Source organism: Dyella telluris (assembly GCF_014297575.1).
Taxonomy (GTDB): Bacteria; Pseudomonadota; Gammaproteobacteria; order Xanthomonadales; family Rhodanobacteraceae; genus Dyella; species Dyella telluris.
In genome coordinates this window covers 4,573,721-4,588,835 of record NZ_CP060412.1, presented here as the reverse complement: position 1 = coordinate 4,588,835, position 15,115 = coordinate 4,573,721, and the positions used below count along the sequence as shown (strand labels likewise).

The window sequence follows — 15,115 nt, the reverse complement described above, 5'->3', positions numbered from 1 at the left end:
CCAGCTCGGCGGAAGCGTGCCTGGCGGATCGCAGCAAGCGGACGGCACCTCGGTAACGCTGGCTTATTCCACTACCCTGCTACCTCCTGGCATGCAGCTCAACAGCGAAACCGGCTGGATCAGCTGGACGCCCGGCTTCGATCAGCACGGCCTCTATGAACTACCCATCACGCTGACCGCAACCTACACGTTGCCGGGCGGCAAACAGTCCGTGATGAGCACGCAGCAGATCGTGCGTCTCAACGTATTGAACGCCAATGGCGCGCCGCACTTCGATGCCAATCTCGGCAACCAGTGGAGCACGATGGAAGGCCAGCCGCTGCGCATCAGCGTGTTTGCCTTCGATCCCGACAATCCCAACTTCGCACCCAGCGTACGCCTCGATCCCGCTGGCGCGGCAACCAACCAGGGCAGCGCCGCCGCACCCAGCGTCACGTATCAGGTGCTGGGCTTGCCGGACGGCGCCGTGTTCGATCCGGAAACGCTGGAGATCATCTGGACGCCGACCTACGTGCAGGCCGGCACGTACCACGTCACCGTCATCGCCACCGATGACGGTGACGGCACGGGTGTACCCGCCAGCACGCAGGTCATCATTCCGATCGTCGTGGCGGACACGAACCGGGCGCCCGTCGTCGCTCCGATCACCAATGCCTTCGTCGACAAGGGGGCGACCCTGGATATTCCGGTGGACATCAGCGATGTCGATGGCAACCCCATCGCGCTGACCATCGACGGCCTGCCGCGCTTTGCAACGTTCACGCAGAACCCGCCGGACGCCAGCGGCCATGTGACCGGCACGATCCACTTTGCACCTGGCGATAACGATCGCGGCGACTACACCATCACGCTCACCGCGCGAGACAACGGCGATGGCGACCCTTCGCGCGTGCTCGCCACTTCCGTGAGTTTTGTCGTCACCGCACGCAGCGTGACCGAGCCACCCGTGTTCAGCCTGCCGGACCAGATCGTGGCCGTTGCCGGTCAGCCGATCAGCCTGCCGATCAATATCACCGATGCCGACCAGGACGCGCTGCAGATCCTCGCGTCGAACCTGCCGCTCGGTGCGCAACTCACCATGCTCGCGCAATACGGGCAGGCGATCCTCACCTGGACACCCGGTGCGGACGACATAGGACCGCACGACATCATCATCACGGCGACGGACAGCGGCCTGCCGCCGCGCGACCAGGGTTACAGCGATCCCGCCAACCCTGTTCCGAACCACACCAGCCACACCTTGCGCGTCATCGTACGCGCGGCCAACAGCGCCCCGCAATTGCTGGGCTTGCAAGTGAACGGCGCAGATGTCGCCGATCCCGGCAGCGCGACCACGCCAGTAGTGGTCAGCACCGCGGAAGGTCAGGCGCTGAACGTGGACCTGTTTGCCCGCGATGCGGACGCCGACCTCATCAGCTGGAGCGCTACCGGCCTGCCCACCGGCATGGTGCTGGACGTACCCAGCGGTGGCGGCCATGCGACGCTGCGCTGGACGCCGGGCCTGTTCGCGGCTCAAGGCGGCAACCTGGGCGCGACTGCACCGGGCACCTATCGCGTGCAGGTCACCGGCAGCGACGGCTCGGACAGCTTCACGCGCGTGATCGAAGTGCACGTTGCCAACGTCGACCAGGCGCCGGTGATCCTTCCCATGCCGCTGCAACTGGTGAACGAGGGCGGCACGCTGGGCTTCACCATGCGCACGCTGGACGGCGATGGCGATCCGGTCCATGTGAGTCTGGTCTATGACGACAACACGCCCACGGGAATTTCCTTCAACAGCGCCACTGGCTACTTCGAGTGGACGCCCGGATACGGCACGGTAGACAACGCCGTCAGTTCGTCGCGCAACTTTACGTTTACGTTCAAAGCCACCGATGGAGTGCTGACGACAACGCAGACCGTGCAGGTGCGCGTATTTGACACCAATCGCGCACCACAGCTGATGGTGAGCAGCCACGCCCTCACGGTGGGCCAGGACTTCAGCCTGCCGGTGGTGTTGGCGGCCAATGCCGCGCAAGGCGAGATCTCGGCCTTTGATCCGGATGGCGCAAGCCAGACACAGTCGCTCGCGGTCAGTTTCCTGGGCTTGCCCGAAGGGGCGACCTACGATGCGCAACACGGTCGATTGAACTGGGTACCAGGCCCTGGCCAGACCGGCGACTACGTCGTGACCGCCATCGTCAGCGACGGACTGGCCTCCACGCAGGCAACCTTCACACTGCGCGTTGCTGCCGATGCACAAGGTAACGCGCCGTCCGTGGTGATCGATGCCGTGCCCGGCACGCCGGTCGTGCCCGGACAAAGCGTTCTGGTCACTGTGCGCGCCAGCAGTTTCAGTCCGATCGGCTCCACGGTGGTGCAGGTGCGCGGCATCGGCATCGGCGCGGACGACTGGCAGACCGTGGCGATGGACAGCAGCGGGCGTTTCCGCCTGCTGCCCACGCAGCCAGGCCTCATTGACGTGCGCGTCGTCGCCACGGATGCAGACGGGTTCACCAGCACCAAGGATGCGATTCTCCGCGTACGCGACCCGGCTGATGCCAGCGCGCCGCAATTGCAATGGGCCGGATCGCTGGCCAACAGCACGACCAACACCGCACCACCCACCATCAGCACACCTGCCTCGCTCAGCGCCTTGCTCACCGAGGCGCAAACGATGGGCTATCGCCTTGAGATCGCCGCCGCAGGCACCGACGCCTGGCAGACACTGACAGACACGGCGCTGGATGCCACGCCGGTCGATGGCGCGCTCGCGCTGGGCGTGCTCGATCCGACACTGTTCGCCAACGGCGTCTATCAGCTGCGGCTCACGGCGTGGGATCTCAGCGGTCGCACCAGCGAGATCGACACGCGCGTAATCATCGATAGTGCGCAGAAATCCAACACCGACGCACACGCCACCGATGCAACGTATCAATTGGGCGGCCACGCCTTTGCGGTGAATCGCGACTTCGACGCCTCTGGAAGCGGCGATTTCGGCAACTGGACGTTGCGCGGTTTCGATACTGGCCTGACCTCGGATCAACTCACCACGACCGCCACCGGCGGTACCGTCGCCTGGACAGTGGGCGCACGCGTCTGGTTGAGCATGCCTTCCAATCTGGCTGTGGCTGCGGATGTCGCGAACCTGCGCTTCACACTGGGCGTGCAGGCCACGACGCTGGCCGGGGGCAACGGCGCACCGACCATCTACAGCCCGACGTTCGCCAGCGAACAGGGCTGGCAGTTGCAGGCATTGGGCGGCGACCATCTGCAGTTGCTCGGTGGCCGCCTGTTTGACCAGGTCAGCGGCCTGCCCTGGCAGCCGACCGGCTATGTGTTGACCGGTCCCGATGGCACGCAATACGCAATGGACGTGAGCGGCAAGCTGACCGGCGTGACCTTCGGCGACGGCGTGCGCTGGCTGGTATCCGATGCGGGCATTGCGCTGGTTGGCGGCACCCCGTCCGAACGCATCGACTTCCTGCGCGACACGCAGGGACGTATCAGCAGCATCAGCGGCGGCGTCGATGCCAGCGGTACCGCGCGCACGATGGCCTATCGCTACGACGCTCAAGGCCGCCTGCTGCTTGTCCGCGCTCTCGACGGATCCGACCTCGGCACGCCCTACGGCTACGGCGAGGACGGCCAGCCCTATGCCGACACGCTGACCACAAACCTCGGCACCGCCGCCGGCTGGCTCGGCAACAGCACATCGAATCAGTGGACCGGTGCACTGACGGGCGACCAACCGGTGTCGCTGGGCTTCCTCGTGCGCGACAGCGAGCTTGCCTCCACCGTGCATGCGGCGGGAGCCGACGGCGCCATCATCGTCGCCATCCAGGCCAGCTTCAGCGATGCCGCGTCCCGCCTGGACATCGTGGGCGGAGAAGTACTCGGCGAAACCGTGCACAACGGCGTACACACCGTCCTGGTCCGTATCACCGAGGCAGGCCTCAAGCTGCTGCGCGTGCGTGGTACCGGAACGGCGACCATCACGGCGTCCATCGCCGGCGATCTCAACCGCGACGGCGTGATCGACGGCGCCGACAGTGCGCTGTGGGCTCAGGACCAGGCGACGGGTAGCCTCGCGGGCGACATCGATGGCGACGGGCAGATCGATGCCGCCGATCGACAGTTGCTCTATGCCAATTATGGCTGGCACGCCAACCTTGCGCCTGTACAAGCCCAGACGCTGCCGGGCGTGTTCACTCACGAGGATCTCTCGGCGAAGCTGGGCCTGTCTTCGGTTGCGCAAGATCTGGAGGGCGACGAGTTGTTCTGGCGCGTCATTGGCGCAACGCATGGCACGGCCACGCTGAGCCCGGACGGCAAGACGCTCGTCTTCCACCCGGAGCCGGGTTTCAGCGGTACGGCGGCGATCTTCGTGAAGGCCGACGACGGCTTCAACGCAGGACAGACCGTGCAGCTCACCGTGACGGTCAGCGACGCGCAACTGCTGGCGATCGACATCCAGCGCCTGGCGGGCCTCGCCTATGGCGACACGCAGGGCCTGAACATCATCGGCACGTTCGCCGATCAGGCCAACGTGGAACTCGACGCCGACTACGTGCGGATCGTATCGAGCAATTCGACGGTGGCCAGCGTGCTGGGCGACGGCACCATCCATGGCAACACGGCTGGTACCGCGGTGATCGAGGTGTCCTCGCACGGCATCAGTGCCGTCGACGCGGTGACGGTGGGCAACAGCACCTACGACACGCCTCCGGGCCTGGGCAACGGCTTTGAAGTGGACGTCTATCCGCAGGCTATCGACTTGCCCGAAATGGTGGGGGAGCGTCAGCTCAAGGTCACCGACAGCAGCGGCAACGCCATCAGCAGCGCCACCAGCGGCACGCTCTATTTCATTAGCAACCCCAACATCGCCAGCATCACGCCAGACGGCCTGATCATCGCCAAGGCATCGGGTTACGCCACAGTCACCGTGATTCACGGCGGCCAGCAGCGCAACATCCTGCTCTACGTGCAAGCCCCCACGACCGGACCGACCGTGGTGAGCGCAGCCACGGGAGCTTCCGTGCAGGACACGCAGGGCAACCTGCTGATGGTGCCGCCAGGTGCCCTGGCGAAGGACACTTCGGTGTCCATCAACGCGATCGACCCGCAGTCGCTGAACATGCCGATGCCGGTGCCCGACCTGCTCAACGTGGTTGGCGCGTTCCATGTGGACGTCGGCCCGGATGGAAGCGCCCTGCCCTTGCAGATGGCGCTGCACGTCACCGGCCCGACCGATCCGCAGACCGGCCTGCCGACCCAGCTGAATGCCGGCACGCAGGTGTATTTCTGGCGCAAGGGCATCGTGCTCGACGCGGACGGCGTCGCGCATGACACCTGGTGGCTGGTGGACAACGGTGTGATTGGCGCAGACGGCCTCGCGCACACGTCCAGCCCACCGTACTCCGGCTTCACCGCCGGTGGCGACATCCTCGTCACTACCAGCAAGACCGACCTGAGCACGGGCCAGACCACGGTCACTGCGGTCTCGGTGAACTGGGATGCCCTGTGGGCGCCATCGGCATCGATTGCCATGGCACCGGGCACGACGATGGCGAATGCGGCGCTCGATATCTTTGCGCAAGCGGGCCCGCTCACCGTCATGCACTACACGCTGGCGGGTTCTTATCAGCGCGCGACGGCCATTACCACCGACAGCACCGGCGTGATGAGCGTGCAGTTCCCCGACCCGCCGTCCATTACATGGGACAAGCCAGCGGTGACGGGTTATACGCTCGACACCAAGACCGGCACGATGACCATCCAGGGCCAGAACTTCCTGCCTTCCGATGACACGCCGATCGGCAATGTCGTGGTGAAGGTGTGGCTGGCTCCGCGCGGCAGCGAGCTGGCTGCACCCACCAGCACGCCGGATCACGGCCTCGTGTGGATGGCGCTCACCGCGACGGTGGCGTCCGATGGCACGCTCACCGTGACTTTGCCGAGCGGCATCCTGCTTTCGCAACTCCAGCTTTACGTAGAGCGCATTGTCAAAACGGTCGATAACCAAGGCCAACTCGTGATTCCGGCCACCGGCCTGCGCAGCGATGCGGTCAATCCCTTCGATCCGACCCAGGTGGTCAATGCTGCGATGGTAACCAACGCCACCAGCATCAACTACTTCCAGAACGAATCGCAGCTGGAGCTGATCCGTCAGACCACCGTGGATGAGCAAGGTCGCGCACTTCAGCTACTGGGCAGCCAGGTCAACCAGATCGTCTACAACGCGAACCAGTCGCTCGCATTCGTGGCCGGTGGCAGCGGCCGCATCTACGTGATCGATACGACCACGCTGACCATCGGATACACCTTCCAGCTGGCCAATCCGACCGGCAACATCGCCAGTCTCATCGTCAACGGTAACTGGCTGTACGTGGCGGAGGGCAATCGCTTCGGTGGCACGGGCCGCCTGTCGCGCATCGACATCGACCCTTCGTCCAGCGGCTTCTTGCGCACGCAGCAGGTGCTCAACCTCGACATCGCGCAAGCGCCAGATGGCTATCTGGGCATGGCGGTGAACGCGGGCCGCTATCTGGGTATCACCGTGCCGCTTAACCCGATCGGCGTGAGCCAGAATACCGCCGCCTCTCCCGGCAGCGTCTATGTGCTCGACCTGAGCATGATCGACGCCAACGGCAAGCTGGCCGATGGCGCCGTCCGCATGCTGCCGCTGAGTTCCATGCCGTCGTCGTTCGCCGGCAAGGGGCCGCAGTACATTGCGGCAGGCGATCGTCCCGGTGAGTTCGTGGTGGCCGATTCGTTCGACCACAGCAACGGCTTGATCATGATCAACTGGCCAGTGGACGCCAATGGCAAGCTGGGCCAGACACCAACGGTCACGCAACCGAGCCTCACGCCGGCGGCGGGCGATCCGAACTGGCTTAACAAGCAATTCCAGCAGAACATCCAGCGCGCCGACGGCGTGGTCATCGTGACCTACCTGGGAGTGGATTACGCCCTGGTTGCCGACTACAACTTCATCTTCAACGACGCGCACTACGGCAACGACGACATCCTGGGCAAGCAGATCGGCGGCAAGATCGGCATCATCCAGGATCCGTTCGGTAAACAGGGTGGCCCACGCTACCTGGGCGCCACCACGCCGTTCGTCGGCGGCGCCTTCGACCATCTGGTACTGGGTGACGACGGCACGCTGTACGCTGATGTGTTCGTCGACGAACTGAATCCGGAGCCCGGCGTCTACTCGCGCGACTTCAAGGCGCTGCTGGTCTGGAACAACGTGGACGACCTGATCAACGCGGCCGTGTCCAATTACCGCGCGGGCGCAGGCCTTAGCACGCCCATCGACCTGGGCAATGCAGCGATCCAGCCATCGCGTTACGACGGCCCGACCGCGGCATCGATGTTCGGCTGGATCTACGGCATCGGCGCGGCGCCAACGCAGCAACCCGCGTTCCAGACCGTGGAGATGGACAACCAGCTCTACGGCGACATCACCAAGGTGGATCTGAAGTCGCTGCTGCAGGCACAGGGCATCGTCGTCGATGGCAATCCGGCGTTCTCGATGGACGGCGTGCAGGGCCAACTCTCCGGCGGCACCGGCGCCAATGCCGCCACCGAAGACACGATGACCTACGGTTGGTTCAACGACGGCCACGTGCTTGCCTACCAATACGCCAACGGCTGGCAGATCGTACAGTCCGACTCGACACAGAATTCGATCGGCTCCAGCAGCTTCGGCGATTCGGGTGTGTTCTATTTCGCCTCCGACTTCGATTTCACCGACCTGCAGCAGGGCAACCTGCCCGCGCAAACCTCGATGGGCTATTTCACCGTCAAGGTGAAGAGCGTGAACGGGCAAACGGTGGACGAGTACCGCACGTTCAAGCTGCTCATCCACTACAAGCCCAACGACTTCAAGAACACGTCCGATCCTGGTTTCACCGACATCACGTTCTCCGCGGGCAACGGCGTGGGCAACGGCCAGACCAACAACCCGCTGGACGTGGCACGCGTGCAGCAGCGGTTGAAGTATCTGGGTTATCCGTCCTACAACACGGCCGCGGGTACGCCAGCGGACGGCCAGTCGGTGAATATGGTTTACGTGGATGGCCGCTGGGACGGGCAAGCCATGCCGACTGGCAACAACAACCCGACAGTGGGCCGCACCGAGGCGGCACTGGACCTGTTCCAGACCGTCACCGGCGCCACGCCACCGCCGACCACGAACTACGATGTGCGCACCGAGCCTGATGACATGATTTTCAGGCCGCTCAGCGAAAGCGAACTAAAGCCAGTCACCGAAGAACTGCTGCAACGCGCCGAGGCCATGCTTGCCGCCGGCAACCGTGCCGGCGCCTACATGGTTCTATACAGTTGCGTTGGCGCACCGTTGTTGCTGGTGCAGGCACAGATCACCACGTATTCCGGCTTCTTTGGCGCAGGCGGCCTGATCGGCAACGCTCTGGGCAAGGCTGCCGTGGGTGCGGGCGCGTACAACCTCAACCTGGACCAGTTCTCCATGGACATCGACGCAGGCAACCTGCGCGCGATCCGAGAGAATCTGCGCAACGGCGGCAACGGCCGCCTCACCGATGGCCAGTTGCTCGACGCAGATCGCGGCGTCTGGGAGGACAAGGGGCTGGGCCAGTACTTCCCTGGCAACGCATTGTTTGCCACCTTCGCCAGCGGCATGCCTACGCTGAACTTCAGTGATGTCCCGGGCTGGACCAATCTGTTCAGTGCATGGTTGTCGACGGGCGCTTTCGATTCGTTCCAGGTGGGCGTCAATTTTGCCTACGTGCTGCTCGGCCATCGACCTGCTGAATACCGTAACGATCCGCGTTACGCCGTCTACGACACTGATGCATCGGGCAAGCCCTCCCGTTTCGTTACGGTGGTCCAGAAAGACACCGGCAAGATCGTGTTGTTCTTCGACAACAGGCCCGACTTGCCCGCCTATGTTCCCAATGGCGCCATGAACGAAGCGCCTCTCACGCCCGTCGCCCAGATCAAGGACGAGTTGACCAATGACGTGTCTGAGGATCACGAGTATTCCGTGATGCTCAAGGACGGCCCCGACACCAATCCGACCATCATCGAGGGGAGCTACATGGATGACCTCAAGATACTGGTCAAGGGGCTTACCGGACGGAGCTACGAAGACACGTACGCGGCGTGGGCAGCGGCATATGCTTCGGCTGTTCATCCCGAGGCACCGCAGGCGCCCAACATCATCCTGTGGGCGCGCGCGATGATTGACCAATTCGTTGGTGCCGATCACCAGCTCGCCACAGATGCGCGGACTCCGGGAAGCGATCCCATTTACACCAACAAGGTGGAGCCCACCCTCGATCCATCCAAGGCGAGCGACCGTACCGGTTACATCAGTGCCAAACCGAACGATCCGACACTGCAATGGCTCAACAGCGGCCTGGTATCGCGTTGGCGCGAGCTGACCAACGATGACTACTACACGGTGGTTGGCGGCTCGGGCAACGATTCGCGCTTTGCCAGTGGCTGGGTCGCCGACACCATCGAGAACGCTGCCAAGGCTGCGCAGTCCTATCTCGGCAACAGCTCAAAGATGTCCGTCCTGCAGGCATCGGACGATGGCTGGAGCTACACGAAGCCGGCGCAGCCGCAGGGCACGTTGCCAACCACCATTACCGACCACACGCTGGAATACACGGACGGCAGAGAGTTCGACATCCTGTTCGACAGCTCCCTGCAGAGTTACGACTATCGCACCTATAACTGGCTGGGTGCGCCAGACATGAATGCAGTGGGCAATGGCCTTCGCGCCATCCAGCTTGCCACCGGCAACGACCTGGCGCCGCAGATCAACTACATCATGGGCATCTCGAATCTCAGCCAGGCGGAAAAGGTCGCCATCGTCGACGTCATTTGTCTGCGACTGGCGGCCGGGACGCAGTGGAACGGTGCCTATCTCGGCGACAACAGGCCGGGCTATCGCAACAGCTATGTCGTCGCCGTGCTGGGCATGATTCGCCTGAACATCGCCGGCGTTGCCGACAGTGATCCACACAGCGCCGCCTACGGCATCCATGACATCAATCCGATGGCCGGCTACGCGGGCATGATTCATATCAAGCTCAAGCCCAAAACCCTGCCGGAACACCAGGACGCACTGGTGACGGGCGGTACGCCCGCACCGGGCACGGCCGCCAGCACCGCCAGCGCAACGCAGGCAGCGACCGTACTCGCGCAGGCCGCCACGGAATGGGGCCTGACAGCCGCCGATCTCGCCACCCTCGGCATCACCGGAACGCCGTCCGCAACGATCTCGGCCATGACGGGCAACTCGCTGGGCCTGACCCAGGATGGCTCGATTTCGCTCGACGACGACGGCGCGGGATACGGCTGGTATACCAATGCCGACCCGCTCTCCAACGACGACTTCCTGCCCACGTCCGATCCGAACGTCTGGACGGCTAAACCAGGGAGCGCCGCTGACGGAAAGATCGACCTGCTTACCGTGGTACTGCACGAATACGGCCATCTGCTTGGCCTGAAAGACAGCGGCACCGATAACCTGATGGCGCTCGACCTGGCACCTGGCGTGCGCCGGCTGCCGTCGCCCGAACTGCTCCAGGCCGTGCGTCAGGTCATCGCAGCGCGCCTGGCCCAGGTGGCGCAGGCCATCGCCGATGGCCAGACTGTGGTCACCACGCCGATCATGGAAGCCGGCAACGCGCCCGGTGGCGCCAGCAACGGCGTGGCAGCACCTCATTCCACGCTGGAGTCCGGCTCTCTGCAGGATGGCAGTGGATGGTCCACCACGGGCACGGTCCTCATCGGCCAGGGCACTGCCGAACTGGACGAGTCCGCCAATACGCAAACCCGCTTGAGCCAGGCCTTCATGGTCGGCGCGAACGATCGCTTCCTGCGCTTCACCATCCATAGTGCGAGCCTGCAAAACCCCGGCGACATGCCGGAAGACGCTTTCGAGGCAGCCCTGCTCGACGCTGTCACGGGTGCATCGCTGGGCGGCGCGATCAATCTGAGCCACACCGATTCGCTGCTCAACCTGCAGGGCGATGGCCGTTCGTACATCGCGCAAGGCGTCAGCTTCGTGACCAACGCCGACGGCAGTCGCACGTATCTGGTGGACCTGCGCGGCATTGCGGCCGGTACGGCGGTGAACCTGTCGTTCGATCTGATCGGCTTTGGTCCTGCGGGCAGCCACGTCACGATCAGTGACGTCGCCATGATGGGCTTGCCGCAGGCCAACGACGACATCGCCATCGGCAAGGAAGACAGCACGCTCAACGTCAATGTGTTGGGCAACGACGTGAACGCCATCGGCTCGACGCCCACCGTGGTGCAGGGCCCGGCGCACGGCACGCTTACGCTCAATGCGGACGGCAGCTTCACCTATGTGCCGGACGCGTTGTTCTACGGCGACGACGTGTTCAGTTACGCGCTCGACAACGGCAAGGCGCAGTCGAACGTGGCCACGGTGCACCTGGCGGTGACGCACGTGAATCACGCACCGGATGCGCAGAACCTGACCGTGCAATTGCAGGAAGACGGCACTGCGCTGGTGGATCTGCGTCCACTGGCGTCCGACGTGGACGGCGATGCCCTCGCCTTCCGCATCGTGGACCAGCCGCAACACGGCACGCTGACCGACAACGGCGATGGCACCTACACCTATGTGCCGGGCCCGCTGTTCTATGGCGACGACACGTTCACCTATGTCGCCAACGATGGCACCGCCGATTCGCCGGTCGCCACCGTCAGCCTGGTGGTCATCCACGTCAATCATGCGCCGGAAGCACACGACGCCACGCTGCAGACACAGGAAGACCAGTCCGTCACGGGCAGGCTCGACCAGTTCAGCACGGACGTGGATGGCGATGCGTTGCAATCCGCCTTGGTGGCATCGCCGCAGCACGGCACGCTGGTGTTCAACGCCGACGGCAGCTTCACTTACACGCCAAGTGCCCTGTTCCACGGCGACGACAGCTTCAGCTATCAGGTAACCGACGGGCAGACACTGTCGGGCATCGCAACGGTCACCATCCATGTGGCGGCGGTAAATCATGCGCCGACCGCAAGCGACGCCAGCGCGATGCTGGCCGAGGAAACCACGCTGTTGCTCGATCCGCGCACGCAGACCAGCGACATCGATGGCGATGCATTGGAAACGGTGATCGTCAGCGGCCCGCAGCATGGCGTACTCACGCGCAACGCCGATGGCAGCTTCCGCTACGTGCCCGATGCCCTCTTCCACGGCACGGACAGCTTCACCTACAAGGTGAGCGACGGCACGCTGGAATCGAACGCCGCCACCTTCACGCTGACGGTAACGCCGGTGAATCATGCGCCGACGGCGGCCAATGCCTCGGCCAGCGTGGCGGAGGACGGCTCGCTCGTCATCGATCCGCGCACCGATGCGGACGATGTGGACGGCGATGCACTCACCACGGTCATCGTGAGCGGTCCGGCCCATGGCCAGTTGCAGCAGAACGCGGACGGCAGCTTCACCTACGTGCCGGATGCGCTCTACCGCGGCAGCGATAGCTTCAGCTACAAGGTGAGCGATGGCACGGCCGAATCGGGTGTAGCCACCATCACCCTGACGGTGACGCCGGTGAACCATGCGCCAGTGGCGCACGACGGCACGGCCACGGTATCGGAAGATGGCAGTGCTGCCATCGATCCGCGCTCGCTAGCCAGCGATGTGGATGGCGATCCGCTCTCGGTCGTGATCGTCAGCGGCCCGGCACACGGCACCCTGGTGCGCAACGCAGATGGCAGCTTCACGTACACGCCATCTGCCCTGTACGCCGGCGGCGACAGCTTCTCGTACAAGGTGAACGATGGCGTGGCGGATTCGACGGTGGCGACCATGGTGCTCACCGTTACACCGGTGAACCATGCCGCGACTGCCGTGAACGATACCGCTGCCACCGACCAGGGTCAGCCGGTGATCATCAACGTGCTCGCCAACGATTCGGACATCGACAACAGCACCGGTCTCAACGCCGGTTCGGGTCGCGCACCGAACGCTGGACTCACCGCACGCGTGGTGTCGCAGCCGGCGCACGGGTCGGTGAGCATCAATGCCGATGGCACGCTGACCTACATCCCGGATGCGGCGTTCAGCGGCGTGGACAGCTTCAGCTACGTCGCCAACGATGGCCAGGTCGATTCCGCACTGGCCTCGGTGACCATCACCGTTCGCGCCACCAACCACGCACCGGTGGCCAACGACGATGTGTTCACGGGCGCACAGGGCCAGGCCATCCGCTTCAACCCGCTGTTCAACGACAGCGATGCGGACGGCGATGCCTTGTCGACCGTGATCGTCAACGGCCCGCAGCACGGCGTGCTTACGCGCAATGCCGATGGCAGCCTCACCTACACGCCCACCAACGGCTGGAGTGGCACCGACGAGATCACCTACGAAGCCAGCGATGGCAAGACGGTGTCGAACGTCGCCACGGTGCGCCTGGTGATCACGCCCACCAACCAGGCACCGGTGGCGAAGGACGATCGCGCGTCGATTCACAACAATCAGACCGCCACCATCAACGTACTTGCCAACGACACCGATGCCGATGGCGATGCACTTACCTCGCGCCTGGTGACAGGAGCGAAGCACGGCACGGTGACGCGCAACGCGGACGGCAGCTTCAGTTACACCGCCAACGGCGGCTACACCGGCACCGACACGTTCACCTATGTCGCCAACGATGGTCACAGCGATTCGAATGTGGCGACGGTGACCATCTCGGTGCTTGGGCCGAACCTGCCGCCAATCGCGTTCGATGATGTGGCCTATGCCAACGAGAACGGCGCGGTGAAGATCAATCCGGCCTCCAACGATTGGGACCTGGATGGCGACAAGCTTTCCGCGGACGTACTGTGCGGCCCGGCCCACGGCACGCTGGCGATGAATGCGGACGGCACCTTCACCTATACGCCCGATACCAACTGGTACGGCGTGGACGCGTTCACCTACGCGGCGTTCGACGGACAGTTCCACTCGAACCCGGCCGTGGTGTGGATCAACGTGGCCCACGTGAACCAGGCGCCAGTGGCGAACAGCGATGCAGCCACGACGCACACGGGACAGTCGGTGCGCATCGACGTGCTCGCCAATGACATCGACGTCGACGGCGATTCGCTGAGCGCAAAGATCACCGCAAACCCGACCAACGGCACGCTGGTGCGCAACTGGGACGGCACCTTCAGCTACACGCCGCGCGCAGGCTTCGTAGGCACGGACACGTTCACCTACGTCGCCAACGACGGCAGGTTGAATTCCGCACCGGCCACGGTAACGGTGACGGTGCTCGCACCCAACCACGCACCGATCGCCCGCGATGACCAGGCCACCACCACGGTGAACACCGCCGTGAACATCAACGTGCTGGTCAACGACACCGATGCAGACGGCGATGCACTCTCGCCCAAGCTGGTGTGCGGCACCTCGCACGGCACGCTGAAGCTCAACGCCGATGGCACCTTCACCTACACGCCCGCCAAGGGCTGGTATGGCACGGATGCCTTCAGCTACCGCGTGAACGACGGCACCGTGGACTCGGGCGTTGCCACGGTGTGTATCACGGTGGCGCCGGTGAACCACGCACCCACAGCACGCAACGCGAGCTTCCAGGTGCAGAAGGACGGCAGCGTATGCATCGACTTCGGCTGCCTGGTGGACGACATCGACGACGACTGCCTGACGATCTCCGTCGGCAAACCAGGCCAGGGCACCTTGAGCCGCAATTGGGACGGAACCTATACCTATCGTCCCAAGTCCGGTTTCCTGGGCACCGATGCGTTCACCTACACCGTCAGCGACGGCAAGTTGAGCGCCGCGGGCACGGTGACGTTGAATGTGGTGCGCAGTGGTGCGGGGTGCTACGGCTTGACGAGCTTGTCCGTGGTGGCGGGTGCCGCCAGCAACGCTGTGGCGGATTACGCGCAGTACATCGTGGTGATGCGCGCCGGCGCCGAAAGCGGCACGCAGGCAAGCGTCGACTGGGACGGTACTGACACGGCATCTATCGGCAACTCGTCCAATGTGGGAGGCGTCTGGTGGAACACGCTGGTGTCCCCGGCCAACGGAAGCGACGACGATCTGGCGACCAAGACCGGGCTGAGCGTGCGCCTGCTAAACTGA

At 64.2% G+C, this 15,115-nt stretch carries 1 protein-coding gene (only partly in view); it reads left to right on the top strand.

Features of this window, described 5'->3' with window-relative positions; genetic code table 11:
* Window positions 1-15,115: the 3' portion of a tandem-95 repeat protein gene (locus H8F01_RS20075; RefSeq protein WP_187056771.1), read on the top strand. 23,159 nt of this gene lie to the left of the window's left edge; the window shows 15,115 of its 38,274 coding nt (coding positions 23,160-38,274); its start codon lies off the left edge, out of view; its stop codon occupies window positions 15,113-15,115.